Below are 24639 nucleotides of genomic sequence, written 5' to 3'. Positions count from 1 at the left end.
CTCTTCAGCCATCATCGCCGAACTCAGCCAGAAGCTCAAGATACTCGATATCGCGCACCACAAGCGCGCGGCCTTTCCGCTCTATCACCTCCTGCGCCTCCCACTCGGTTAGGAGCCGGCTGACATTCTCGCGCGCGAGCCCCGCGAAAGCTCCAAGGTCGTTCTGGCTTGGGTTATAGATCAGCTCGCCGTCTTCTCTGTTGCGGTCAATCAGCCGCACCAGAGCGCGCGCTAACCGCGGTCCCATCGAGAAGGTGCGATCGCTCTCAACAACTAGGTTCAATTGCCGCACCCGCCGGGCAAGTTCGCGCATCACGCCAACGACAGACGCCGGGTTGTTCGACACGGTCTCAAGAAAGGCCTGGGTCGGCAGGAGCAGAACGGCTGAGGGGACGACTGCGGTCACCGTTGCCGTACGCGGCCCGCTATCAAGCAGTGCAATCTCTCCCACCAGCTCATTGGGCGCGCAATAGTTGAGGATGATCTCCCTGCCCCCGGCACTCACAAAGCTGATCTTGAGCGCGCCAGAAAGAAGATAGACCGCAAAGTCGCCCTCCTCATCGCCCTGATTGATCAGAACGTCGCCTTTCTTAAGCTCGCGACGATTGGACTTCGCCAGCAATCCTTCCAACTGCACCCGCGAAAGTGCGCGCAGCAGACTGTCTGGTGCCAGTGTATCAATGATTGAATCGAGCGTTTCCATTTGCCCCCCAGAACGCAAGATTACCTGCTCACGCACCGGGGTGCAATCCGGCATGCAACTTGGCAATCGCCTCATCTCTTAGACTGCCGATTCAGGTAAATGACAAAACAGTGATGGCCATCACAGAACGCCTCCGTGAAAGCGCCTAGAGAATGCACACGCTATGGGGGTAACCGAAGGCGACCCGAGCGGAGGGCGGTGCAGCCCTCCGGCGCCTGGCCCACACCTTGGGGGGAAGGTGTGGGCCAAACTGTTTCCTCCAGCACAAAAGGCTCACAAGTTGAGCTGAGAATCAAAAAAGCCAAGAAGATGGAATGGCGCGCCCTGCAGGAGTCGAACCTGCGGCCTCAGGATTAGAAGTCCCGTGCTCTATCCAGCTGAGCTAAGGGCGCGTGCGGGTGCCAATAGCGTGCTTTTCGCAGCATTCAAATCACGCTAACGGCTTCGCGATGGAAAAATCTGAGATCCCCTCTAATCCGGCCGCTGTTTTCGACCAGAATCCCGATGACGGTATTCAAGCGACCAGCCATGCGCCGGCTACTTTCCGCTATTACGATTTCGTCATGGCCGCCTTCGTGGCGATCCTTCTGCTCTCGAATATTATCGGTGCAGCCAAGCTGACTTTTGTTGAAGTCAGCTGGTGGCCGCAAGGAATGTGGCCTGCACCAGACGGTGTCTTCATCTATGGCGCTGGAATCCTGTTTTTCCCACTCGGCTATGTCATCGGTGACATTCTAACCGAGATTTATGGCTTCGCTCGTGCGCGCCGTGTGATCTGGACCGGCTTTGCCGCGATGATCTTCTTGGCGTTTATGAGTTATGTGGTGGTGAGCCTCCCGGCCTTTGAGGGTTGGGCTTGCGGAGCAAGCGGCTTTGGCGGGCAAGGCCCCCTTACCTCAACAACCGACCCAAATGGGCCCACCGGAGCGATCTGTCAGGAGACCTATAACTCCGTCTTTGGAAGCACTTGGCGCATTGTCGTTGCCTCCATCACGGCGTTCTGGGCGGGCGAGTTTGTTAACTCCTATGTCATGGCGAAGATGAAGGTCTGGACCAAAGGCAAAGCGCTTTGGACCCGCACCATCGGCTCTACTTTGGTAGGCCAAGGGGTTGATAGCCTGATCTTCTACCCCATTGCGTTTCTTGGCATTTGGACCACGGAAGCAGTTGTGACGGTGATGATCACCAACTGGCTTTTGAAAGTCCTGTGGGAAGCGGCTTTGACCCCGATCACCTATTTGGTGGTGGGCAAGCTTAAGAAGGCAGAGGGAGTCGATCTGTTCGACACGGACACCGATTTCTCGCCCTTTTCGGCCAAGAAAGCCTAGTCTGATCCTTTCAACCGAAGCCCATCATCGGGCACAATTTCAACCGTCCAATCAAGGCCTAGGCGGCCCGCCAGAAGCTTCATATCCTTCTCAGTTGAGAAGCCAAAGAGCGCGCCCTGACTCTTCGCCAAACGTAATGTGAGGGTCTTGCCCTCGATACCTAGGCGGCTCTCTTGAAGTGAGCGGCGTGAACCTGCACCAAGTCGCCTGGCAAGACGCACAGCAAGGCCCCAGCAAATCGCCTCGTCCAGCGCATCGGAATTTGCGAGAGAGGTGACTTCATCGGGCAGGTCCAGCACGTTGCCATTCGCTGCAATTGCTGCGGCCAGCATGGCGCGATCCTTGCCGCTCACCGCTATCCAACGCTTGTGGAGCGCCCAATCGATGGCTTGAGGCAAACGGATGTTGGGCTCGATCTGCATCGAGGCGAGCGCCAGCATTGTTGCCGCCATGCGCAACTTCTCACTGCCATGTTTGCGGGATGGCGCTGCGTCCACGGTCCAACTCGCGATCCGTGTGGCCAAGGTTGCAGGTGCACCCCTCTGGGCTGCGAAAACCGAGACACCCGCGAGTAGCGGATCGCGGCTCTTGCTGTGATCGGGGAGCGAGGAATAGAGGATCCCTTCACGTAGACCCCATGAGGAAAAGATGATGCGGCTGGGCTCAAATCGCGAAAGCATGGCTTCTGCCAAGACCGAAGCATCGGGAAGCTTCTCGGCGCGCATCGACGAGATTCGATCACGTTGCTTGAGGCTTTCGACCGTCTCATTAGCGAGAGCCTTGCCAAGGAAGCGCCTCGCATCGCTCGGACTGAGTTCAAACCCGTGAGGATCGGAAAGCGGATGCCCTTCTTCCTGCATGGCGTAGACTGCCATCGTCCTGAGCGTTCCCCCAACGAGGTAAAGCGGTTCGCCTTTCTCGATCTTGGGTGCGCCTTTCCCGAGCGCTTTTTCGATCGCCTTACGCATTCCACCACGCGATTTTCCGCGAAAGTCGGGCAGCCGTAATGTGCCAAGGGGCAGAGAAACCGCGTTCCTCGGGCCCTTATCGGTGAGGCGGACGAGTTCGAGGCTTCCTCCGCCCAGATCCGCGACCGTCCCTTGCGCATCGGGGAATGCGCCCATAACGCCATTGGCGCCAAGGCAAGCTTCTTCCTCACCGGTGATAATCGTTGGCTCAAAGCCTAGCTTGCGAAGCTTACCGATAAACTTGCTACCGTTGCTCGCCTCACGCACTGCGGCAGTGGCTACCGTCTCAACGTCATCGACTTTCAGATCGCGCAGCAGTAGAGCAAACCGACTAAGACCGCGCATCGCCAGCTCAATCGCTTCGTCGGCCAGCACGCCCTTACTCGCAATATCGCGACCAAGCTTCGCCGTGACCTTTTCATTGAGCAGTATGGTCGGCGCGCGCATTGTACCGCCATAGATCACCATACGAACGGTGTTCGAGCCAATATCAATAATCGCGCGGCCTGGCGTGTTGCCTGCAAAGGTTCCGTCGCGGTCTGCGCGATTCTTGCCAGACTTCATCCAGCGCGGCCCTATCCGGCCCTGCCCTTGCGCAGGGAAAGCTTGGGCACACCGCCCGCTTCAAGCGCCCCTCCTCGACCTGACAAGCTTGGGTTCGTCATGAAATATCTGTGGCAGTTAAAGGGTTTCATGTCACCTTCGGGCGCGTTTTCCACCCGTGCATAACTGCCATCCGCATGCAGCCACCAGCTTTGCTCCACGTCGAGCATATTGGCGAGCAGCACCTGTTGCAGAACCTGATCGTGGACAGTGCGGTTTAGGATGGGGATGAGCGATTCCACCCTACGATCAAGATTACGTCCCATCAAATCGGCCGACCCGATGTAAACACGCGCACCGGGACCGGGCAACGGTTCGCCATTAGCAAAGGCGTAAATACGGCTGTGCTCTAGGAAGCGGCCAATAATCGACTTGACGCGGATATTCTCAGACAGTCCCGGAACGCCGGGTTTGAGACAGCAAATCCCGCGCACCACCAGCTCGACCGAGACCCCCGCATCGCTTGCCGCGTAGAGCCTATCGATCATTCCCTGATCGGTGATCTGATTGCACTTTATCCAGATTGCAGCGGGCTTACCCCTGGCTGCATTGGCGATCTCGGCATCGATCCGTTCGTAGATGGTTTCGCGCAGATTCAGAGGCGCGATTGCGATGCGCTCTAACCCTGATGGCTCCACATAGCCGGTCACGAAATTCATCATTTTCGCGGCATCCTGACCCAGCTTCGGATCAGCGGTAAAGAAGCTCAAATCAGTGTATACTTTGGCTGTGACCGGGTGGTAATTGCCAGTGCCAAAGTGGCAATAGGTGCGGAATCCATTGTCCTCACGGCGCATCACCATTGCGATCTTTGCGTGGGTCTTCCAGTCGGTGAAGCCGTAGATCACCTGCACGCCCGCCCGTTCAAGCTTGGTCGCCCATTTCAAGTTTTGCTCTTCATCAAAGCGGGCCTTTAGCTCGACCACGGCAGTGACTGACTTGCCGCTCTCTGCCGCTTCGATCAGAGCATTGATCACGGCGGATTGAGCGCCTGCGCGATAGAGCGTTTGCTTAATCGCCACCACCTCTGGATCGGCCGCAGCTTGACGGATGAAATCGACCACCACTTCGAAGCTTTCGTAAGGGTGATGAACGACGATGTCCTTCTCGCGAATGGCAGAGAAAACGTCGCCATCGTGTTCGCGCACACGTTCGGGATAGCGCGGAGAATACGCGTCAAATTTGAGGTCAGGCCGGTCTTCGTCGACAATCTCGGAAAGACCATCGATCCCGATCATGCCATCGGTTTTGATCACGGCCGCTTCGTGCACGCCCAATTGCTCGAGCAGAATACCTTCTGCCTGAGGATCGAAATCATCTTCAAGTTCCAATTGGATCACTTGGCCGCGGCGTCTGCGCTGAATCGCGCTGCGGAAAGTACGGACCAGATCTTCGGCCTCTTCCTCGATTTCAATATCGCTATCGCGCAGGACCCGGAAAAGGCCGTCGCCCTCAATGGTGAAACCGGGGAAGAGCTTCTTGGCATAGCGCTGAATCAGGCTCGCAATCGAGATATACAGAGCCTCACCTGCCCCGGCGATATCGCCCGGCACGCGGACGAACCGCGGCAAAGCAGTCGGGATCAGGATCATCTCAATGATCTGTTCTTGATCTGCATCACGCGTGAGGGTGAAGAGCAATCCCATGCCTTCATTGTGCACGAAGGGGAATGGATGCGCCGGATCGAGCGCCTGCGGGGTGATAACTGGCAAAATCTCTTCAAGGAAGAACGCCTCTAGCCATTGATGCGCTGCCGGTTTGACCCTTTGTTCATCGGCGATGTGAATGTCAGCATCAGCGAGCAGTTCGTGAAGCTCACGAAAGATGTTCTGTTGCCTGGCAGAGATTGCTGCAAGCTTTTCGCGGATCGCCGCCAATTGCTGAGTCGGGGTGCGACCATCGATGGCGGGTCTGGCGATGCCGCGCTGGGCCTGACCCACAAGACCCGCAACGCGGATCATCATGAACTCATCAAGATTGCTCCCAGAAATCGAAAGGAAGCGCAGCCGCTCAAGCAGCGGATAGCGTTCGTTCGAAGCCTCAGCGAGAACACGCTCATTAAACGCCAGCCAGGAAAGCTCGCGGTTAAAATAGGCTTCACCCTCGGGGGCCGAGATACGTTGAGGGACAGAGGGTGGGCTCGCAGCAGAGACAGACGGGTGCTCGCTTGACCCCACCACATCCGTATCAATGATCTCTGGACTGCTCATCGCTTTGCTGTTCACCTATTGCACAACCCCAAATGGCGATTGTCTCGGGAAAGTCAAAGCAAAGACTTGCTGTCCGCAATGGCGCTGATTCCGCGTTTCCCGGTTTCATCCCGGCCTAACTGCACGATCACGTCGATCACGCTCGCGGCATACTCAATCGTGTCTTGGCGAGTAAGACCAATGCCAGTCTGCATCACCATCAGCGACAATTGCTCAAGCGCACCGCGCAAGGAGTTGGCGTGGATGGTCGAGAAGCTGCCTGGATGACCGGTGTTAATCGCACGCAAGAATGAGACGCTCTCCGCCCCGCGAAGCTCACCCAAGACGATCCGATCAGGCCGTAGGCGCAAAGCAGCCTGAAGCAGCTCATTAGGTGTTACCTTGGCTTCACCCAGTTCGCCTTTCACGGCCACAAGACCGACCGCGTTTTCGCCCGGGAACTTAAGCTCAGGTGTGTCTTCCACCATCACCACACGCTCTTCGCGGGGGATTTCGCCCAGCATGGCGTTGAGGAAGGTGGTTTTGCCCGTGCTGGTCCCGCCCGAGATCAGGATGGTGCGACGATGCTGGATCGCCGCGCGAAGAAACGCGATAGGTTCTTCATTGGCATCGGGCATCGAAACCGATGCCTCGCCCGTTAAAGGACCGGTGTCATAAGCATCGAGCGGCAGGTCCAATCTGCGGTGACGGCGGATCGCCATGACCCAGTGCTGTCGGCTCGCCGGAGGACCGCAAAACTGAATGCGCGCGCCACCCTCATTACCTTTGGCAGGCAGTGTTGCGCCCAAAAGAGGGTGCTCGCGGTTGATGCCCTGATGGCTCACCCGTGCGACCTGTTCTGCCAGCCGCTGCACAAGCCGATCGTCGATCTCGGGCGTGACGATCTTCTTCATGCCGGGATCGAGGGCATCTTCGATCCAAACCTCTCCAGGTTGATTGACCATAATCTCGGTCACCGTGTCGCGATCTAACCAACGCTTGAAAGGGGCGAGATAGGCCTCAAGATAGACGCTACGCTCACCGCTGATGAGGTTGTCATGAGCGATCACATCATCCGCATTTGCGTCATCCGGTCCCGCCCCGGAGGCTATAGGATGGATGTCCGCACTCACTCGCTTACAGCCGTGAAGTCCAGGTCGCGCGCGGTGAAGACACGGATCGGCTCACCCATGTGGACGCGAATGGTCGGGCCGATTTGACCATCCTGCTGAGCAGCAATCGAGGCAGCGCTCTGCCCTGCTCCGCCAAGGACCACTGAGGTTCCGCCAGAAGCGATCGTGCCAAGCCCGCCGATCACAGAAAGCAACATGGCCGAACCAAAGCGGCGGAAGAAGTGATTGTTCACATCACCTGCAAGGCCCGTTGTTCCGTCGAAGCCGACAGCAGGCGATGCAATATTCACAGATGCGCCATCGGGCCTGATGAGCCGCGTCCAAATGACATAGGCGCGCTTTTGCCCTTGCTGCACGCCGGACTGATACTGACCGATCAGGCGCGAGGAACGCGGGACCAATACCTTTGTGCCATCAAAGCTGCGCACGTCCTGGCTCACCACTGCACGGACATAGCCGGGCACGTCGGTGTTGATCGCGGTCTCAAGGATCGCGGGGATCATCGTGCCTTCAGTGACAGTGGTTGAAGGGTTGGTCATTGCGCGAGCCTGAGCGGGTGCACCTCCCACTCCTCCAATCCGGCTGGCGAACTGAGCCGCAGCGCTTCCCGCGCCGTTTGCGTTGATTGCCGTTGCAGCAGTGGGCGCGGCCACCGCTTCCGCTGCATCTGTCGCCTGACGCGCAGCCGCGCTTGCATCGAACACAAGCGACGGACTCGCGTATGGATTGGTCGCGGGCCCGACGACGGACGCAGGCTGATTTGCGAGGACAGGCGCCAGTGCAGGATCGGTTAGCGGGGCAACGGGCACCGGTGCTGTCACCTGAACCGGACCAGCAGGTGGAACAGCCGCCGGCACAGGCTCTGGCACAGTGGTTGCGACCGTTTCGCCTTCGGGCAACTGCGCCGCGTTCATTGCCCAAAACGTTACTGCTCCAAGCAGGCCAACAAGCGCAACACCAGCAGCCAGACCGAGCCCTTCCGTTGCGGTCTTGCGCTCCGCAACAGCGGAGAAGCCATTGCGGCTTGCAAGATCGATAACCTCGGCGGATTCGCCTTCGCGCGGGTCGATATCTGATCCCGCTTTGTCGCCGGGTTTGGACGGAAGTCGCATTGCAAGACGCATTATGTCATCTCCCTCTTATGATCCGCGCGCGCGTTCGCCATTGGCGCTGGCACTGCGTGAGGATGTGGGGCCCAGATTGGTGAGCGTTGCGCGCTCTTTTCCTGAGCGCAGAATGATTTGCGTGGGCACGTTGTCGACTACAACTGTCTCGCCACGCACGGTGAAGTTGACCGGCCCCTCATCGCCCTCTTCATTGGTCACCAAAATGGCGGGAATAGGCGTGCCCGCTGGCCATGTGAGGAAGAGGGCTTCGCCATCGTCATAGGCACGCGCCGGGAACAGATCGCTCTCTCCCGCAGGCGCCCATTCAAAGTTGAGCCTTGCAGGATCCACCACAGCAAAGGGATCATTCGCCGCTTCCAGCTCCAGGGCACTGGCCGCTTCTCGCTCTGCCTGAGCGGCCGCAGCAATCTCGGCCTCCTCCGCTGCGCGCTCCAGTGCCGGATAACGGAATTGCAGCACATAGAGCGGCGCGTTCCGGGGACTTGCATCAAGGTCGAACAGGTAGGTCCGGCGGCTTGTCACCACCGTCATATTGGTCTGCGCATTGGTCGCAAGCGGCTTGACGAATAGCAGGGTTTGCGCCTGATTGGGTTGAACCTGCCAAGCGCCACTGTCCCCGATTGCGACGTTCTGGATCACCTCGTCAGGAGCGAATTTGATAGTGGTCTGAACCTTCACTCGGCCCTTTACCGTGTAAACCTGTGTTTCATCAAAAACCTGGGTAACAAGACGCGGATCAGCAATGGGCTGGAGCTCATCATCCTGAGCGGCAACCGGCGCTGCAAGCGCAAACGCACAAGCGAAAAGAGAGAGCCGAAGAGTGTCGGCACGGATCATGAATGAGTCTCCGATTTGGGTGCAGCGCTTGTCGAAGCGGCCGAACGGAAGCGATTGCCAATGCCCCTGGTCCGCGAGGCGCTAGGGGACGCAGGCGAGCTTTGACCGTTGCCAGAACTGGTGGCGAACACCTTGGTCTCACGAACTGTGTTTGTACCCGAATTGCTTCCCGTATCATTGGCTGCAACCGATGATGGCACAGTCACATCGATACGCCGCTGGCCGCCCTGTGCGAATGCGGTTTGCGCAGTTTGCGCAGAGCGAACGGGAATGGGTGCGAGCGGAGCCGGAGCACCTGCACGGTAATTTTCTGAATTGGGTGCGGTGGCAACATCTGGCGTCGCCAAGCCGAAGACCTGCCAGCCGCTCACCATTTTTGAGCCAACGTAAAGGACCATGAGCATCAGCATGCAGTGGACAAAGCCCACGAGGAAAAACGCCATAGCTGCCTGTTGATCGATCTGTCCGGGTGAAGCAACCAAAGCCGATAGGATCGGTACTGCCATCTCCAACATCAGCGACCCACCCACCACTGCGAAGAGCGGGGCGAGTGCGAGCATCACCATGCCCTTGAGCCAGCCGACGAACAGTCCGCGCGTACCGTTGAACAATGCCAAGACCACAAAGATCGGACCCACGGCGAGCAAGAGTGCCAAACCAATGCGAGCCGTGACCAAAAGCCCCACGGTGCCAATCAGCAGCAACATCGCTCCAATCCACATCATGCCCGGCGGTGAGAATGCGCTAATGTCTTCAATCCCCGTGCTCGCATCTTGAATCGCAAGGAAGACAATATCGAGTTTGAGTGCAAAGGTCGCGGTGGCTGAGCCGTCGCTATCGGTGATCACTCCGGCGAGAAAATCGGGTGTCGCCACAAACAGATTGTAGAACACGGTCGAAAAGACAGCGAAGCTGGTGGCGAAGGCCATGACGAGGCCAATCGTCAGCATCTTGGGGATGACGGCTCGAACCGAAAGGTTTGAACGGCCCAGCATGACGCCAATCCCGAAGAAGGCGATGTAGAGCGTGAGCGCGATCACCAAGGCCGTACCCAATTCGCCATCGAGCCGCTCGAACGCTTGCTCGCTCACCTCGCTGGCGATGCAGTCAACCGCCGTGAGGGCCCCAGCAACGCCCGAGCCCATCTCCTCGGCAGCAAGATCGCAAGCTGTCGTCATTCCGCCGCCTGCCACACGGGAGTGCCGTCTTGGTTGATCTCACCAGACCCATCAGGCCACACTGTGTTGGTCAGAGCCGGGTACCACTCACTAGGCGCATCGCCGACGGCCTCACGCAAGAGGTCAAGACGGCGCACAGCTGCCTCCCGGCCCGACAGGATAGTCAGCACTTCAGGTGCCCCTGAGAGGTCAAGACGCACCACCACAGACGCATCGGGCTGACGCACAAGGAAACAACGCGAATGCGCCGGGAGCGAGCGGATCAGCGCGAGCTCATGGTCAGTCAGGCCAAAGCCGTCGCAATAGTCCTCAGGACGTGCACGGCTGTTTGGCATAAAGATCATTGTTGCGGTCTGCTCAACCAGTGCGGTTGAGATACGGCTTTCGAGCGCATCCTTGGCACTCTGCGTCGCGAACCCAACCAGCGCATTGCGTTTCCGCAGTGTTTTCAGCCAATCGCGAATACGCGCTGCGAACACCTCGTCGTCGAGGGCCTTCCACCCTTCATCGATGAGGATCATGGTGGGCTCGCCATCCAGCCGTTCATCAATGCGGTGGAAGAGATACATCATTGTTGGCGTGCGAAGGCGCGGATTCTCGAGCAGCTGCGTCATGTCAAAGCCCAACACGCGGCTATCGAGGTCGAGCGCATCAGCCTCATTGTCAAACAGCCAGGCGTGCTCGCCACCTTCACCCGATGAGGTCCCAATCCATGCACTCAACCGATCCGCAAGATCGCCCTGCTCCGGACGGCGCGCACCCGCTAGCAGCTCCTTGAAATGCCGCAGGCGGCGCAGCGAAGGATCATTGGAATAGGTCGCATCCACCGCTGCGCTAATCGTCGCATATTCCTCTGGTCCATTGGCATCGAGCAGCACGCCAAGCCAATCGCGCAGAAAGGCCTTGTTCGCCGCCGTATCGGGCAGCGCGAGCGGGTTGAAGCCCGTAGGCTGACCCGGATTGATCCTGTCATAGCGCCCGCCGATCCCACGAATGAACAGCTCCGCGCCGCGATCCTTGTCGAACAGGATCGTGCGCGGTTTGAACTTTTGCGCCTGAGCCGCGAGGAAGTTCATCACTACGGTCTTGCCCGAGCCAGATGGGCCGATGACCGAGAAATTGCCAAGGTCGCCGTGGTGGAAGTTGAAGAAGAACGGGGTCGCGCTGGTTGTCTCCAGCAATGTCACCGCATCACCCCAATGGTTGCCCGCAGCCTGGCCCAGAGCAAAGCCATGATAGCTGCCAAAGCTTGCCATATTGGCAGAGGAGATCAGCGCGCGGCGCACCACATAATCCTCGTTTCCGGGGAATTGCGCCCAGAAGCTTGGCTCCAGATTGGTGTCTTCGCGCACCGCAATCGCGCCGGTGTCGGCCAGCGCTGCTGCGGCAGACGCACACGCGTCATCGAGCCGATCCAGCGCCCGCTCACGCACGAGCACGGTCAGGTGATGATCGCCAAAGCCAACCGCGCCGTTCCCCAAAGCATCGCGCGCCGCCATCATATCAGAGCGTTCAGCCGCAGCCTCTTCATCAACCGAACGCGAACGGCGAAGCGCCAAGTCAATCCTCTCGCGCGCCGTGGTACGCTCATTGGGTGCATAGCTTTCGGTCACGATCATCTCGAACGGCAAGCGAAGGAGCGGATCGAGGAGGCCAGGTGAGGTCGCCTCAGGATATTCCTTGAGCCCTAGCATGGCCGCAAATTCCGGCTGACCAGAGCCTTTCAGCTCCATAGCGTCGAGCCCAAAGCTCGCCCGGCGATAGGGAAGCATATGGCCGATATCGGTGTCGTCCGCTGGGCGACGCACCGGTCGCATCTCGCCATTGTAGAGCGCCGACAGCAGCTCGAGCATTTCCGAATTGGTGCCTCCAGCTGGCGCGTTGTAATCGCCCAACACGCTCGCGCCATAGGGTGACAGTGAAGCCGTTAATCCCGTGACCGCCGCCTTAAGGCTGCGAATATCTTTGGGATCGGCTTCCAATTCCTCTTGCCGATGACGCGAGAAAAACTTTGCGATCCGCTCTGGCAGTCCCGTTTTCCCGCGCGCCGGGCGGCGAATTAGGGTCACAAACTGATCATTAATGAACAGTGCGCCACCCGCGAGCCGCTCTTTCCAGCGTGCATCGATGTGTCGGGAGAGCGCGTCGGGAAACTCTGCATCAAGCTCCACCTCCACCCGCCTGCGGATCACATGATGATAGAGCACAAAGCGCGCATCCAGCGTCGAGCGCAGCACCACCTCGCGGGTCGCTGCGTGCGAATTGAGCGCATCTGAGTCCTCGGTTTCAAACAGAAGGCCCGGCACCTGAATCGCACTCATCACCGAGCCATCGCGAAGCAGAACCGTACTCTCATCGATAAGTCGCTCATACGGCAGGCGATCGCCAGCCAGCGCTTCTTTGGCGCTCCAAGCAGCAGGTCCGATCCAATTCACCATTCGCGTAGGCCCTCCTTCAAAGGCCTCAAATTCAAGCCGTTACGGCGCGTAGCTGTTGCAGCTCCACCGCCTGTAATTCGGGACGCGCGGGCATTTTGACACGCTGGTGATCCAAAGGTCAAAAATGCGCGGTTCGCGCAGAGATGCAAAATAGCCAATCACATGCATGGTGATCGGCACCAGAAGAAAGACGAGAACCATCCAGAAGCTGGTCATCAAATCCGCCAGGATCAGAAAAGCTATCGTCGTCACCATCATGTTAATGATGAAGAAGTTCATGGTCACACCCGCAAACATCTGCGGGCGGGTAAGCGTGCGGTGCACAGGATGGCGGATTAGATCGCTCAACGGATCAAACCCCTGCCCCGCCAGCAATTGTGGCCACCAGACGCGGCGCACCAAAGATGATGAAAACACCGATGATAACCGTCGCGCCATAACGCCAATTCATCCGGCCAGTGAGCATCATAAAGCCCACTCCCGCCACAGCCATAACAGCCAATGCGGTCGCGATGGGGCCTAGCAGGATGCTCTGCATAAAGAGCAATGCACTGGTGATCGGGTCACCGCCTTGATTGGTGCTTTGCGCGAAAGCCGCGCTTGGCATCACAAAAAATGCCAGGAAAGCAGCCATATGGACAGGCAAGTGAAGGAGCGATTTCATTCTGTTTCTCATATCCCTTATGTCTTTTGGACGATGCGCTTCATTCATTCCCGCGATCCCTAGCGTTGCACAGGCAGGTTTATGGGGCTCACAGGCGCAGGCCGCGTGATTGGGCGCGAATGGTTGGCGAGACGGCCCAAGATAGCCGCAACGTAATGCTGTGTCTCGCGGATGTTCGGAATACCGTCAGCGCGCTCGACCCTACCGGGCCCAGCGTTATAGGCAGCGAGCGCTTTTTCAAGATCACCATCAAACCGGTCGAGTTGCGCGCGCAAGTATCGCGCCCCGCCCTCAAGGTTTTGCATGGGATCATCGGGGTCCACACCAAGGTCGCGCGCAGTGCCCGGCATCAATTGTGCAAGGCCCCTTGCGCCCGCAGGCGACACCGCACCCTCGCGCCAGCGGCTTTCCTGCCAGACCACCGCCTCCAGCAGCGCGGGGCTGAGATCAAAGCGTTGAGCGAGCTCGCTAATTTTGGCGACATATTCAGGTGGGATACCAGCCGCATGCGCTTGTGTGTTGCCTACAATTTGCTCCGGCACCAAAGGACGAGCCAATTCGACCGGCGCTTGGCTCGCTGACTGTTCGATCTGCGACATCGGTTGCTGCGGACCGCCCGCGATCCAGCGTGCACCGTCCGGTCCCACCTCAAGCACATCGGCCAAAGCGGGGGTCGCAAGCGAAGTGCTTGCAAACACAGCCAAGATTACGGCGACCATATTTCGGTTCGCACCCACGAGAATCATTCCTGCCCTCTCCAGAGACACAGCTATTGTCTAGCGTAATTGACGAGCGTGTTACAGCCCAGCCTTTTATCTGATGCAAGCGGACACGATGACCTGCCCTTGGTGTACGCTGCATTAAGTGGACGCTGGCATCCTATTCATCCCTCTCCCAGCACGGATACTTGATTCATTGGTGGCAACGGCATGGCGAGACCTGTGGGCCATTTGGGCCGGTATGGCTCCTCCAGCGTGGCGACCTCCTCCGCGGTCAATTCCACATCGATTGCAGCCACCGCGTCGGCGATATGGTGAGGCTTGGTTGCGCCGATAATCGGGGCGGAAACACCCGGCTTGGTGTAGTGCCAAGCAAGACCAAGCGTCGCCATCGAAACACCACGCGCCTCAGCAAGTTTGGCAAGCGCGTTGATAGTCGCTGCGTCTGCCGCATCGTCATCACTGTATAGCGATTTGCCGACCCCATCGGTCTCGCTGCGAACAGTCGTCTCGCCCAGGGGTCTTGCCAACCGCCCGCGCGCCAGCGGGCTCCACGGTATCACGCCCACGCCTTGATCCTCACACAAAGGGAGCATTTCGCGCTCCTCCTCGCGGTAGAGAAGATTGAGCTGATTTTGCATCGAGATGAACCGCGTCCAACCATTGGCTCGCGCGGTCTCCTGCGCCTTGGCGAATTGCCACGCGTACATGGAAGAAGCCCCGATATAGCGCGCTTTACCCGCCTTCACGATATCGTGAAGCGCCTCCATAGTTTCTTCGATGGGAGTTGCGTCATCCCAGCGGTGAATCTGAAACAGGTCGACATAATCCATGCCGAGCCGTGTGAGGCTGTCATCGATCGCCTGAAACAGCGCTTTGCGCGACAGCATCCCGGCGTTGGGAGCCATGCGCCACGGGATAAAGGCCTTGGTCGCCACGACAGTTTCGTCGCGCAACGCCATTTCCTTCAGCAGTTTGCCAGTGATCTCTTCCGATGACCCGCCAGCATAGCCATTGGCGGTGTCAAAGAAATTTATGCCAGCCTCAAGCGCTTGGCGAAAAAAAGGCCGACTTTCGCCCTCATCGAGCAGCCAATCGCCGTGCCACCCGCGCGATTTGTCGCCATAACTCATGCAGCCCAGGCAAAGCTTCGAAACGGTGAGGCCGGAGTCTCCTAGGCGCGAAAATTTCATGGCGTTCTCTTCCCTTTTGACACAACGAACCCGCTGTTCTGGGCAAAAAACGATAGACCAGCAAATATCTGATCTATCCGCGTAAATGCGACAGAACGAGGTTGCCGTGTGTCAACTTCCAGAATTGCGGGCTCGAAAGACCTCGTGTTTGAACAATTTTTCGCATGTCCTCGAACACTTAGCAAGTGCACCCGAGGTAAGAAATCTCGCGCCTAGGACAGCGTAAGGCCGCCATCCACCACCAGCGTCTGCCCAGTCATGTAGGAAGCGAGAGGTGAGGCCAGGAACATCGCTGCGCCCGCCATATCCTCAGCCGTTCCTAGACGGCGCAATGGAATTTGACTCAACGCGCCTTCCAGCCGTTCGGGATGATCGGTTGTGACGGTGGTGAGCTTGGTTGGCACGAGCCCCGGCGCGATACCGTTTACGCGAATGCCGTCTCTTGCCCATGCCGCGCCGAGCGTTTTCACAAGGCTCACCGCGCCCGCTTTGGAGGCGGAATAGGCAGGGTTACCGATATTGGCTTTGAACCCGGCGACCGATGAAATGACGATCATTGACCCGTCCGCTTCGGTCAGTTTTGGGTGGAAGGCGCGCGCGACATCCATCACCGAATTGAGGTTGACATCAACGACCGCGTCCCAGCCTTCGCGCTGAAATTCACCGCGAGAATAGCGTACCGTGCCTTGACTTTGGATGACGATGTCTACGGGCCCGAGTTTTGCCGCCAAGCCCTCCGCAGCATCACGATCATTCAGATCAAGCTGGGCATAGGAGAGACTGGTGAAATCGCTATCCTCGGCTTCCAGATAATCACCACTATCTGGCCGTGTTCCAGTGACCAGAACATCGGCTCCGGCCTTGCGGAACTCTTGCGCCATGCCATTGCCGATGCCGCTTGATCCGCCGATGACGACGACGCGCTTGCCAGTGAAATCGAGTGGGTTGGTCATCTATTTGCTCTCCCTAAGTTCCAATTGAAGGCTTGGGAGAGCGTTTGTAAAGCCTGCAAGACGAGGGAACAGCCGAGCTGGTTTGCTCCGGGCAAACTCAGTCCAGTCAGCGCGATGCAAGCCAGATCGCAACTTGTCCGCTACTAAGCGTACCATCGGAAGCATGTCATGACGGTTGTTGGGGGTGGGAACGGACATCGCCAGATTACGAATATAGATAGAGATGAGCGGTCTAATCTCTAATCATCTCATCTTGACGTAGCTAGAGCAAACCAGTCAGGCTACCACAGCTTGCAAGTGGCATCACTCCCCAGATTCAAAGTGGCTGCCGAAGGTGGTTTTCCATCTACCGTCCAACGAGGGATACGGTGCGCTCAAAAACCCAGCTGCGTATTCTCCCGTAACCACACGGTGCCTTGCTACATCCGAAAATTGCCCGAACCTGCGCACTTTAGTGTCACGTCAACAGTGGAGGAAAATGGATTTTCCAATACTACGGTCTTCCTGTCTAAGTGGATCACCATTGGTGCATCCTTTTTGAGCAGAATTGCGTAGCCAAGTTACTTTGAATGATAATTTAGATGGGGGCTTTCCAGTTCGCTGACGGTCCCGCTGCGGTCTAATAAAAATCTAATTTTTGTTTTTCCGTATCTTCAGTTCGATGCATTGTTATTCTGAGCGATGTTGGCCCCGCAGATATCTCCATCAGGCCGTATGCAGGAAACTCTTTGTCCTCTCCCGCCCTTCGAAGTTTGATCACCCCTTCCAACACTGCCGGTTGATCGGGAATGGAAAACTGCAAATTTGAGTTCTGATTTCCAGTGGTGTTACAATTGAAAGTGACAGCTCCGGCGATTGTGGGAGCAACAGTCACGAGCCAAGCTGAAATGATGCGTGCAAAACGAACGAATTGGATCATTTTTGTCTGCATTGCTTTTAGGTAAGATTGGACGCCTTTCCCGCAAGAGTGTTTATATCAACAAGCAACTGATTTTCTAGCTATTCCCAACATCTGATCCTGCCCAAGCATACTTCGGAAACTGTGCCGCTTCTTGCTGGAGTGCTAATCGCTTTGTATCCGAAAGAGCTGCCAACCCGCAACCTGTGCGCTTGCTTAGGCGGAGATAAAGCAGCTCTCGGGCGCGAAAGCGGACGGCTTCAACTTCAACTACGTTCAAAATAGAGCATAAGCCTGTGATCACGACACTGCGAGCTCAACATAGAGTCGCGATCACGAGAGTTACTGACAGACTTCCCGTTGAGCAATAAAATCGTCTTCTTCTGCCGCTTTCCGACAAAACAGATCGCGGCGCCATTCATAGCGATCCGAAAAGCTCTCTTGATCAATTGCAATACCAAACTGATCTTGGCACTTGTTGCTTACTAGATCGTAAGTTCGCGCTTCGCTGAAATCCAGTTTGATGCCTTTGTCTGCGAGCGTGCTGTAGTTTCCGCAATCGTCTTCGTTGACGCTCAAGAGCGTTCTCGATCCGACATTGGCAACTCCGCCTGCGATTCCATCAAACATGCTCTCTGCGGTTGATAGGCATCCTGACACCAACAGTGAGGCTCCTACCAAGACGAGTACTGAATTTTTCTTCATAATATTAGACCCTTAACTACTCAAGTAATTCACTATTCGCTCTGTGGTTACCGAATGACCACTTCATTCAATCGCAACCGGCGGGAATCGTCATCGGAACCAGTCCCAGAAATTCTGACAACACTCACGTCTGTTGGCGGGAAACGATGGCAAACCTTATTGTCATCATTTTTCTGTACATCAGCGACTGTCTTCCAACCCGATACGGTGCTTACTTCGATTTTGTAATTTTCGACGCGTTTTTGCCATGATCCTACAAAATAGATCTGTTCCATCCCTTGGTATGGCCGCCGCCAACTGAATTCGACAAACCCGCCATCTTGACCATCACTCGCCCAACTGGTTGCAAAACCCACTTCGTCACTACGGTCTCCATCGACCAAACTTCGCTCATCATAGCAGCCGGTGGAATCACAATAAGTCGACGAAACGTCAATATGTGCTTGAGCAGCGATGTTCTTTTTCCTGTTGAACATCTTGTGATCGCATGGAAGCGACGCGACCCAACCAAACTCTGGCTGAGGGACGGAGCTCGTCCCGACAAGTTCTGGATTGCAGTCAAATCGATTGCCGACAATTTGGTAATCAGAATTGAGGCAGGTAGTGCGTTGCTCATACCTTTTCCTGGAAGGGCGCTCGGTAAACACAAACAGACCGTTCTCGATGCGCGGTTCCGGATCGTCGCCCGTAATGCCCTCAAGTATCAGCGTGTGCTGAGATCCATAGATCCAAAAGGTATTGTGCATCTTATTATGTAGGACGTGAAAGGGAACGCTCGCTCCGTTCTTCGCCAAGCTCAGTCCCTGATAGCCACTGCCTTGATCATAGCCGGTAAGCTGTGCGCCGTCGGTTGCGCTAAAGACTGCACTCGAGCGATCGTTAATGCGGCTGAAGATGAACAGATCATCTCTCAACCATTGGATACGATCACCCTGAAACGCTGCTGGCGGGATCAGAAAATTGCCTGAATCTTCTTCGAACAGCCCGAGCGACATTTGATCCTGAATGTACCGTCCAACCGCCCACAAGCGAGGACTAAGGCCATAGGAATCGATTGGCCTGATCTGGTCAAACTCGCTGTCTAGAGGGAGCAGAAAGCGGTTGTTCGCGATATCATAGGCATTGATGCGCTTTCCGCGCCCAACGACTTTCGGTCCGAGCGAACCGAGCCCATACCTTTTCCCGCCGAACGCAACGATCTTGTCGATTTCTACGAATATAAATGGGAGCGCCAACGTGCCGGTAGACGAGTCAATAAATGACTGTTTGTCGCCGTCTACTACTTTGAAATACAATGGATCATCATCGCGCAAGCCTCCATATCTGCGATCTGGGTAAATCGCCTCGAATTGTGGCTCCGTGCGGATTGTGCGTCCGTTAAGATCGTACAATCCCCAGCTTTCGCCGTCCCATGAAAACGGGATCAATCCTCGTTGGGACTTCCAGCTATCGCCCCACCCAGCTTTGGGAAAGGCGTTGAACGTGCTCAAGGTGAACTGATGCTTGAACCGGCGTGGCGGGATTTCAGCCCCACTTGCATCGAGAGCTGTGAATTCGGTTGGCGTGAAGGCGATAGCAAAGCCATCGCTCGAGAATCCCGAAATCTGATCGAACTTCGGCGCGGTTACTATCGCGTCATCGCAAAGGTCGAGCAGGCCGATTTTCTGGTTTTGGTCGGTGATGAAGACCAGGTCTTTGTAACGCTCGAGCCGAACATCGTAGCTGAGTGGGCGAATGATGACGCCCGCCTGATTGACAATCCTGGCGTTATCAATGCCGATGCTCATACGCCCACCGCCATCATTGGCCGTTTTGATAGCATCACCAACAATCTGCCGATCGCAACTGAACCCACTCAGCGACGTCTCGAATTCGTTCTCAACTGGATTGGCAGCGCTTGCCAAAGGCGCAAGGCCAAATGACATCATAAGTCCCATGCTCAGCCAGTATTTTTGTTGCAAATGCCTCTCCCTAGTTAGTCCGGATACATTGCGTGTGACTAAAGAAAGACCATTGCTGGCAACTGAATGGATGTGATCGTTGGACAGCAGCTGGTCGGCTACCGGCCCACTTTCGGTCACCAAGAGCTGCTCGTATAGACTCTCCAAGAAATTGATCCGAGAGCGGTTCAAATGGGCAAGCAAACTTAAGAGATTTGCCGGTCTTGAATAGGAGAAGTCTCAGTTTTGTGCGTTTTGAGCCGCCTTAACAGGGCCACAAACCTTAGGACCGCCCAAGCCGAAGCAATGGCTATTTGAAGCATGAGCAACAGCCCAAGGTCCGGTGTAAACAAGTTAACTGCGCTGAAGTTCACTCCAAAAGATCTCGGAACATAGAACCATAGGCCAAACGCGTATCCAGCCAACGCCAAAGAGGGAATGATCATTGTTGACCATCTGAGAATGCGACCCGGTCGCCATGGCTGCGAAACTAATCTCAGAAGTCTGCGAATTGAGAAACCACACGCAATAGAGAGACCAATCAGCATCGCCGTTGATCCCCACAACAGATATGTAAAAAGCTTGGATGGAGATATATCTACGCTCGGTAAGTCTAGCGCAAATCGCGTAACACCATAATGCAGATTGCCGTCCAATGCACCCGATGCATTCATTGCAAAGACGGCGCCCTTTCTCGCGTCAAAATTGTACATCATCAAGGCTCTAAATCCGGGGTTTGCCCCGTCATGAAATATGATGTGCTGGCCATCAATAATCTCATGTTCCCATCCGAATTCATAAGCTCGTTTGCGATTTTCAATCCACGATCTGGTCAATGATCGTGGGACAATCCGTGGATCACCTTCAGATACCGCGATAAGATATATAGCAAGATCTTCAATGCTCGTCGTAACGCCGCCGGAGGCTACCATCATTCGACTTGCGATGAAGTGGTCTTCAAACGGATGGCCAAACCAAAGAAGGTGTCCCTTCGCCTCCTTTACTCCTGCTTGGTCAGGCAATTGGACATAGCTATTCTCCATACCTAGCTCGGAAAATATCCGCTCGCGCACAACATCTTCATACCGCTTTTGCTCAATAGTCTCGATTAAGTGGGCAAGGGTTGCGTAATTCGCGTTGGAGTAGTTAAAGTTTGTTCCTGGAGCACTTTCCAGATAAGCTTCACTCAACCATCTGACAGCCCGTTCGGTCGCATCTTTGCCGCGATACTGTGAGGTTTGATACCGATTCCCGTCCAGGGTGGATAAGCCGCTACGATGGTTCATCAGGTTCCGTATCGTTATCTTGTTCGATATCTTTGCATCGGAAGTTCTGAAGTAGGGGATATGTCGGACGACGGGATCGCTGATCGACAATCGCCCTTCCTGCTCAAGTTGTAGTATGATCAACGCAGTGAAGGATTTGGTTAGAGAAGCGATCTGGAATGGTGTTTGCGGTGTCACCTTGCTTCCGATATCGCCACTTCGCCCAAAGCCTTTCTGGTGTACAATTGCGCCGTTTTCAAAAATGGCTATAGCAGCTCCAGGAGCATTTAGCTGCTCTAGTCCCATGAGAGCCAATGCATCAATCTCGTCAAATGAAGTGACTGCGGATCGCTCGTTTTGAGCGAGAACTTGCGCTGGCAAGATTGCGAGCATGAGAGCTATAACCTTGGTTATTAGCATATAGCGAAGCACTGAATATTCCTCTTGTAGTCCTGGCGTGCAGGCGAAGTCTGGCTAGACAAGGTGAGGAAAGTCGAACGTATGTACTACCGAACTTACGCCAAGTGAGTAGAATTCTTCGCCAATTGTGATAGCTGCATTTCGCGAAGCGCGAGCTGTTGGGAATCAAATGCGAGTTACATGGAAACATACGGTAGTAGGAGCCATTGTCGCCGTTTTGCTGGCAGCGCTGTTTACCTTTTTGGCAATTTATGATTCTGATAGGATGCCGTTTCAAGCGCGCTTTGTGTTCTGGCTTTCAACAATCGGAACCGGGTTGATCGCTGCGACTCTTGTGGTGCCATGGGTGATGAACGGTCCGCTGCGACTGAGAGCGCCTCCAGTCCAATTGCTTACTATCGCAGCGCTCAGCTCTCTTCCCGTACCGCTGGTACTGATGAGCTTCGATACTGGATTTCAAACTGGTTGGCCTATTGCCAATTGGGCCCAGCAATATGGCATGAGTTTCACACTTTCGATTATCATTGTGGCTGCTGCTTATTTTGTGTTGCGAAACCTTAACGGGCCCAAGGCGGAAAGCGGGCTCGATACCGGCGACAGTACGCTCGGCGCACGGAAATTTCTTAGGCGTCTCGCGCCCAAATTCCGGGAAGCAGAATTGTATGCTGTGTCGGCTGAAGATCATTACCTGCGCGTTCATACCGATCTGGGCGACGAGCTGATATTGATGCGACTGCTTGATGCCTTGGAGGAGCTTGGACCAGTTCAAGGGGTACAAGCACACCGTTCTTGGTGGGTCGCCGAAAACGGCGTAGCGGCTGCTGCTAGCGCCGGTGGAAAGCACTCTCTGATATTAAAGTCCGGTGTGGCTTTGCCGGTTGCTCGCTCGCGGATAGACCTAGTTCGAAAAGCGCTTCCGGCGCATTATTCGAAGGAATGAAAGCTACCCCACCTTGCAGCGAGATAGACGCGAAACGCAAAATTCGCAGACCCTTTTTCATCAGTTTTCATCTAACATGAGCTGCCTTATCTTTACCCGAGCACGTCTGCCGATTGCGAACTTACGGGTCCGGCGGGTTGGCCACCCAAACCGGACCGTCTGCTCCCGACCCACGTCTTGCCATCGCTCAATGTCCCGGACTGGGGGTGGAAGCGGACGTAGATATGAGATACCTCATCTCATAGACCAATGTCCGTGCCCGTCACCGATGCCGCAATTCGCCTAGCGAGGACGCTCGCAATGCTGCGGTCACTCTATTGTCGACATCAAGCTTTCTAAACGCACGCTCCAAGTAAGTGATGATGCTAGTCTCGCTGACCTGCAAAATGTCTGCGATCACACCATTGCTCTTGCCTTCTGCTACCCAAGAGAGAACTTCGCGTTCACGCGGTGAGAGTCGCACATTGGAATTCAGGGGTTCCTCCAAGAGCTGACAATACTGCTGGTGGGCCACCTGGCCGCAAAGCTGGATATTCGCCATCTCTGCTTCACTAAAGTCAGGTTTCTGTGCCCCAAAGCCCATCGATACGTAACCTTGGCGGCCATTCGGACCATATGCTGGAAGGTGCAGACCTGCACCGACTTTGCTTGCAGCAAACTCGAGATATTCGCGTTCTGCTTTGCTCATTTTTTTTGGGGTGGCAGTGTCGTCCCACCAGAGCGCCTTCCCGCCAGAAAGAACCTCTTGAATTGTTGGGTCAATTTGGACGAGCCGATTGCCCTCAAAATGGCTGACTAAGTCAGCGGGAAACCCCACGCAAATGACGTTGAGGCCAATTGGTTCGCTCGATCCGATAGAGGGCAAGTGATGATATGCGATTGCATTGGCACCAATACGCGATGCAAATCTCAAACAAAGGAGATTGAGATGCGCGATCTTACGGCAAGCGAAGACAGCAATTTTGAAATCGTTGAGCAACTCGTCGGGGCGTGATCTCGCAGGTGTTCGGCTGTTGCTCATCATGCCCTTATAGGCCCAAATTCAACTTTTTGTCGGAAAGTTGTAGGACATTCATTCCAGCTCGATCCTGTTAGATAGCCATACACTTAATGTAGTGGGAGGCCGTTATGTCGCGAGGGGTTACGCGTTTAGGCGCGAGTTTTTTACTGGTGGCCATAGCTACCACTTTTACGGTTTCCCCTGCTGTCTCGCAGGATCGCGACGAGCGCTACGAAGAACGCGACTACTATCGTTATTGTGACCAGCGGGCTCGAGATTTCTCCGGCTATAATGGCCGTGTGCCCGGCAGGTACAATCGCCGCAATCGTGCGCTTGAGGGCGCGGCTCGTGGAGCAGCCGGAGGAACCATAGAGGGATTTATACGCGGCGAAGATCGCCGTGAGCGCCGCGAGCGCAGGCGCAGAGGTGCGATAATCGGCGGGATCATAGGTGCTCTCGCTGACGGTGCGGAAAAGCGGAAAGAGCAACGCCGTGCCCGCACTTACCGGCTTGAATTGGATGCATGTATGCGTGCGGGAGGATTTTGATGTCTGTTTTGCTGAAGTCGAAGATGGCCCTTACATTCGTTGTTGCGGGTGGATTGTCATTAGGATCACTCCCCGTTGCAGTGGCACAGGAAGACGCTGAAAATCGAGCAGACGATTACACTGCGCTCAGCTCTGATGAGCCGGTCGAGCTAACCGCGCTCAAATGCTGGGACGTGACGACCTTGAATGAGGATGACCGAGCCTTCGTGATGGTGTTACTGTATGGCTATGCAAAGGGCGTTGCAGGGCAATCGAAACTGACCCCGAGAACTCTTCAGGTTGCAGTGGTCAACACAATGTTGGAGTGCGTCGATAAGCCTGACGGTCTGGTGCTCGACGTCTTGAAAACGCATATTCGAGACTAGACTGCATCCAGGCTCATAGCGATTTGACTGGCGAAGAGTAGCGCGAACGTTACCCCGGCGGCGGCCAATGCCGTTACGAAGCGCTTGCGCTTGCTTTCTCGCAGCAATGAGATTTCGATCAACTCATTTGCAATTTCATCGACGGGGTTACAGTCCCGTGCTGCCGAGATTAGCTGCTCTGCCGACAAATATCGTTCTGGATGCAGGAAAAAGATGTGCTTGCGGCCGTCATCGGTCTCGTCTGCCTTGGATTTGCGAACGGGATAGAGGACATATCCGAACAGGGCGATCGGAACGATGACCAGCACCCAAGCGACGATGATCGTGGCGAAACCACCTGTGCTTGAGTCTGGCGAAAGCTGCGCGATGTCGCCAATGACGTTCAGCGCAAAGATATAGCCGACACCCACAATTTGCGCCTTGGTGTCGTATGCGCGCACGGACACTTGCGCTTCATCAAGGCTGTCCTTGAGCAGCGCAAATGTCTCTTCTCTTGAGCCTGCTTCTGACATTTTCTTACAAACC

Annotated in this window: 23 protein-coding genes and 1 tRNA gene; 4 read left to right on the top strand and 20 right to left on the bottom strand. The window is 55.8% G+C overall.

The window, feature by feature from the left end:
• Nucleotides 1-4: 4 nt before the first annotated feature.
• Together Q0778_RS13285 and Q0778_RS13280 are read right to left on the bottom strand one after the other, a co-directional pair.
• A complete protein-coding gene (locus Q0778_RS13285; protein WP_298301326.1) occupies nt 5-703 on the bottom strand; it encodes a Crp/Fnr family transcriptional regulator in 699 nt (232 codons plus the stop codon).
• A 315-nt stretch (nt 704-1018) separates the two neighbouring features.
• A tRNA-Arg gene (locus tag Q0778_RS13280) sits at nt 1019-1095 on the bottom strand.
• 57 nt (nt 1096-1152) lie between these two features.
• Between Q0778_RS13280 and Q0778_RS13275 the strand changes: the two genes are divergently transcribed.
• Complete coding sequence (locus Q0778_RS13275) at nt 1153-2031, top strand: queuosine precursor transporter (RefSeq protein ID WP_298336709.1); 879 nt, start codon at nt 1153-1155, stop codon at nt 2029-2031.
• Here the strand turns inward: Q0778_RS13275 and Q0778_RS13270 are convergent.
• The 16 genes from Q0778_RS13270 to Q0778_RS13195 all read right to left on the bottom strand — a co-directional run bounded on the left by Q0778_RS13270 (nt 2028) and on the right by Q0778_RS13195 (nt 21234).
• On the bottom strand, nt 2028-3563 hold the full coding sequence (locus Q0778_RS13270) for a Ppx/GppA family phosphatase (RefSeq protein WP_298336707.1): 1536 nt from the start codon (nt 3561-3563) through the stop codon (nt 2028-2030). The two genes, Q0778_RS13275 and Q0778_RS13270, sit on opposite strands and share 4 nt — an antisense overlap.
• Before the next feature lie 11 nt (nt 3564-3574).
• Complete coding sequence (locus Q0778_RS13265) at nt 3575-5812, bottom strand: RNA degradosome polyphosphate kinase (protein ID WP_298337676.1); 2238 nt, start codon at nt 5810-5812, stop codon at nt 3575-3577.
• Nucleotides 5813-5865: 53 nt separating this feature from the next.
• Nucleotides 5866-6861 (bottom strand): P-type DNA transfer ATPase VirB11, encoded by a 996-nt coding sequence (gene virB11, locus Q0778_RS13260; RefSeq protein ID WP_298337673.1) that lies wholly within the window; start codon nt 6859-6861, stop codon nt 5866-5868.
• A 59-nt stretch (nt 6862-6920) separates the two neighbouring features.
• Nucleotides 6921-8048, bottom strand: a complete 1128-nt coding sequence (locus Q0778_RS13255) for a TrbI/VirB10 family protein (RefSeq protein WP_298301318.1) — start codon at nt 8046-8048, stop codon at nt 6921-6923.
• 15 nt (nt 8049-8063) lie between these two features.
• Nucleotides 8064-8888: a TrbG/VirB9 family P-type conjugative transfer protein gene (locus tag Q0778_RS13250; protein WP_298301316.1), complete on the bottom strand. Its 825-nt coding sequence runs from the start codon at nt 8886-8888 to the stop codon at nt 8064-8066.
• Nucleotides 8885-10066 (bottom strand): type IV secretion system protein, encoded by a 1182-nt coding sequence (locus Q0778_RS13245; protein WP_298301314.1) that lies wholly within the window; start codon nt 10064-10066, stop codon nt 8885-8887. The genes Q0778_RS13250 and Q0778_RS13245 overlap by 4 nt, the downstream gene beginning before the upstream one ends.
• Entirely contained in the window at nt 10063-12504 is a 2442-nt protein-coding gene (locus Q0778_RS13240; RefSeq protein WP_298336705.1) for a VirB4 family type IV secretion/conjugal transfer ATPase, read from the bottom strand. The genes Q0778_RS13245 and Q0778_RS13240 overlap by 4 nt, the downstream gene beginning before the upstream one ends.
• 39 nt (nt 12505-12543) lie before the next feature.
• A complete protein-coding gene (locus Q0778_RS13235) occupies nt 12544-12852 on the bottom strand; it encodes a VirB3 family type IV secretion system protein (RefSeq protein ID WP_298301309.1) in 309 nt (102 codons plus the stop codon).
• Nucleotides 12853-12856: 4 nt separating this feature from the next.
• Nucleotides 12857-13168: a TrbC/VirB2 family protein gene (locus Q0778_RS13230; RefSeq protein WP_298301306.1), complete on the bottom strand. Its 312-nt coding sequence runs from the start codon at nt 13166-13168 to the stop codon at nt 12857-12859.
• Between the two features lie 59 nt (nt 13169-13227).
• Nucleotides 13228-13914, bottom strand: coding sequence for a lytic transglycosylase domain-containing protein (locus tag Q0778_RS13225; protein WP_298336703.1), 687 nt, complete (start codon nt 13912-13914; stop codon nt 13228-13230).
• A gap of 137 nt (nt 13915-14051) precedes the next feature.
• Nucleotides 14052-15080 carry an aldo/keto reductase gene (locus tag Q0778_RS13220; protein WP_298336701.1) on the bottom strand — a complete coding sequence of 343 codons (1029 nt, stop codon included), beginning with the start codon at nt 15078-15080 and terminating at the stop codon, nt 14052-14054.
• A gap of 212 nt (nt 15081-15292) precedes the next feature.
• Complete coding sequence (locus Q0778_RS13215; RefSeq protein WP_298336699.1) at nt 15293-16033, bottom strand: SDR family oxidoreductase; 741 nt, start codon at nt 16031-16033, stop codon at nt 15293-15295.
• A 619-nt stretch (nt 16034-16652) separates the two neighbouring features.
• Nucleotides 16653-16964, bottom strand: a complete 312-nt coding sequence (locus tag Q0778_RS13210; protein ID WP_298336697.1) for a hypothetical protein — start codon at nt 16962-16964, stop codon at nt 16653-16655.
• Nucleotides 16965-17273: 309 nt separating this feature from the next.
• Nucleotides 17274-17636, bottom strand: coding sequence for a hypothetical protein (locus tag Q0778_RS13205; protein WP_298336695.1), 363 nt, complete (start codon nt 17634-17636; stop codon nt 17274-17276).
• Nucleotides 17637-17683: 47 nt separating this feature from the next.
• Entirely contained in the window at nt 17684-19597 is a 1914-nt protein-coding gene (locus tag Q0778_RS13200; protein WP_298336693.1) for a WG repeat-containing protein, read from the bottom strand.
• 185 nt (nt 19598-19782) lie between these two features.
• The gene (locus tag Q0778_RS13195) at nt 19783-21234 is read right to left on the bottom strand and encodes a serine hydrolase domain-containing protein (protein ID WP_298336691.1); all 1452 of its coding nucleotides are present in this window, start codon (nt 21232-21234) and stop codon (nt 19783-19785) included.
• Nucleotides 21235-21430: 196 nt separating this feature from the next.
• Between Q0778_RS13195 and Q0778_RS13190 the strand changes: the two genes are divergently transcribed.
• On the top strand, nt 21431-22201 hold the full coding sequence (locus Q0778_RS13190; RefSeq protein ID WP_298336689.1) for a LytTR family DNA-binding domain-containing protein: 771 nt from the start codon (nt 21431-21433) through the stop codon (nt 22199-22201).
• Between the two features lie 262 nt (nt 22202-22463).
• Here the strand turns inward: Q0778_RS13190 and Q0778_RS13185 are convergent, their stop codons facing one another.
• Nucleotides 22464-23114: a LuxR family transcriptional regulator gene (locus Q0778_RS13185; protein WP_298336687.1), complete on the bottom strand. Its 651-nt coding sequence runs from the start codon at nt 23112-23114 to the stop codon at nt 22464-22466.
• Nucleotides 23115-23371: 257 nt separating this feature from the next.
• On the opposite strand from Q0778_RS13185, the gene Q0778_RS13180 reads away from it, so the two are divergent.
• Both Q0778_RS13180 and Q0778_RS13175 read left to right on the top strand, forming a co-directional pair.
• Nucleotides 23372-23749 carry a hypothetical protein gene (locus tag Q0778_RS13180; RefSeq protein ID WP_298336685.1) on the top strand — a complete coding sequence of 126 codons (378 nt, stop codon included), beginning with the start codon at nt 23372-23374 and terminating at the stop codon, nt 23747-23749.
• Nucleotides 23749-24114 (top strand): hypothetical protein, encoded by a 366-nt coding sequence (locus Q0778_RS13175; RefSeq protein WP_298336683.1) that lies wholly within the window; start codon nt 23749-23751, stop codon nt 24112-24114. The genes Q0778_RS13180 and Q0778_RS13175 overlap by 1 nt, the downstream gene beginning before the upstream one ends.
• Here Q0778_RS13175 and Q0778_RS13170 read toward each other — a convergent pair.
• Entirely contained in the window at nt 24111-24626 is a 516-nt protein-coding gene (locus Q0778_RS13170; RefSeq protein WP_298336681.1) for a hypothetical protein, read from the bottom strand. The genes Q0778_RS13175 and Q0778_RS13170 overlap by 4 nt on opposite strands.
• Nucleotides 24627-24639 lie beyond the last annotated feature (13 nt).

The sequence above is a fragment of the uncultured Erythrobacter sp. genome (assembly GCF_947502395.1).
Classification (GTDB): domain Bacteria; phylum Pseudomonadota; class Alphaproteobacteria; order Sphingomonadales; family Sphingomonadaceae; genus Erythrobacter.
Note: the sequence above shows the minus strand (reverse complement) of the source record. Positions and strands in the feature narration are given on the sequence as shown.

Coding starts and splice junctions, on each gene's coding strand:
- Q0778_RS13265 (WP_298337676.1), bottom strand. CDS start 5,812: ATGAGCAGTCCAGAGATCATTGATACGGATGTGGTGGGGTCAAGCGAG.
- Q0778_RS13240 (WP_298336705.1), bottom strand. CDS start 12,504: ATGGTGAATTGGATCGGACCTGCTGCTTGGAGCGCCAAAGAAGCGCTG.
- Q0778_RS13230 (WP_298301306.1), bottom strand. CDS start 13,168: ATGAAATCGCTCCTTCACTTGCCTGTCCATATGGCTGCTTTCCTGGCA.
- Q0778_RS13215 (WP_298336699.1), bottom strand. CDS start 16,033: ATGACCAACCCACTCGATTTCACTGGCAAGCGCGTCGTCGTCATCGGC.
- Q0778_RS13245 (WP_298301314.1), bottom strand. CDS start 10,066: ATGACGACAGCTTGCGATCTTGCTGCCGAGGAGATGGGCTCGGGCGTT.
- Q0778_RS13220 (WP_298336701.1), bottom strand. CDS start 15,080: ATGAAATTTTCGCGCCTAGGAGACTCCGGCCTCACCGTTTCGAAGCTT.
- Q0778_RS13270 (WP_298336707.1), bottom strand. CDS start 3,563: ATGAAGTCTGGCAAGAATCGCGCAGACCGCGACGGAACCTTTGCAGGC.
- Q0778_RS13170 (WP_298336681.1), bottom strand. CDS start 24,626: ATGTCAGAAGCAGGCTCAAGAGAAGAGACATTTGCGCTGCTCAAGGAC.
- Q0778_RS13175 (WP_298336683.1), top strand. CDS start 23,749: ATGTCTGTTTTGCTGAAGTCGAAGATGGCCCTTACATTCGTTGTTGCG.
- Q0778_RS13285 (WP_298301326.1), bottom strand. CDS start 703: ATGGAAACGCTCGATTCAATCATTGATACACTGGCACCAGACAGTCTG.
- Q0778_RS13275 (WP_298336709.1), top strand. CDS start 1,153: ATGGAAAAATCTGAGATCCCCTCTAATCCGGCCGCTGTTTTCGACCAG.
- Q0778_RS13225 (WP_298336703.1), bottom strand. CDS start 13,914: ATGATTCTCGTGGGTGCGAACCGAAATATGGTCGCCGTAATCTTGGCT.
- Q0778_RS13205 (WP_298336695.1), bottom strand. CDS start 17,636: ATGAAGAAAAATTCAGTACTCGTCTTGGTAGGAGCCTCACTGTTGGTG.
- Q0778_RS13190 (WP_298336689.1), top strand. CDS start 21,431: ATGCGAGTTACATGGAAACATACGGTAGTAGGAGCCATTGTCGCCGTT.
- Q0778_RS13255 (WP_298301318.1), bottom strand. CDS start 8,048: ATGCGTCTTGCAATGCGACTTCCGTCCAAACCCGGCGACAAAGCGGGA.
- Q0778_RS13250 (WP_298301316.1), bottom strand. CDS start 8,888: ATGATCCGTGCCGACACTCTTCGGCTCTCTCTTTTCGCTTGTGCGTTT.
- Q0778_RS13195 (WP_298336691.1), bottom strand. CDS start 21,234: ATGCTCGCAATCTTGCCAGCGCAAGTTCTCGCTCAAAACGAGCGATCC.
- Q0778_RS13210 (WP_298336697.1), bottom strand. CDS start 16,964: ATGCAGACAAAAATGATCCAATTCGTTCGTTTTGCACGCATCATTTCA.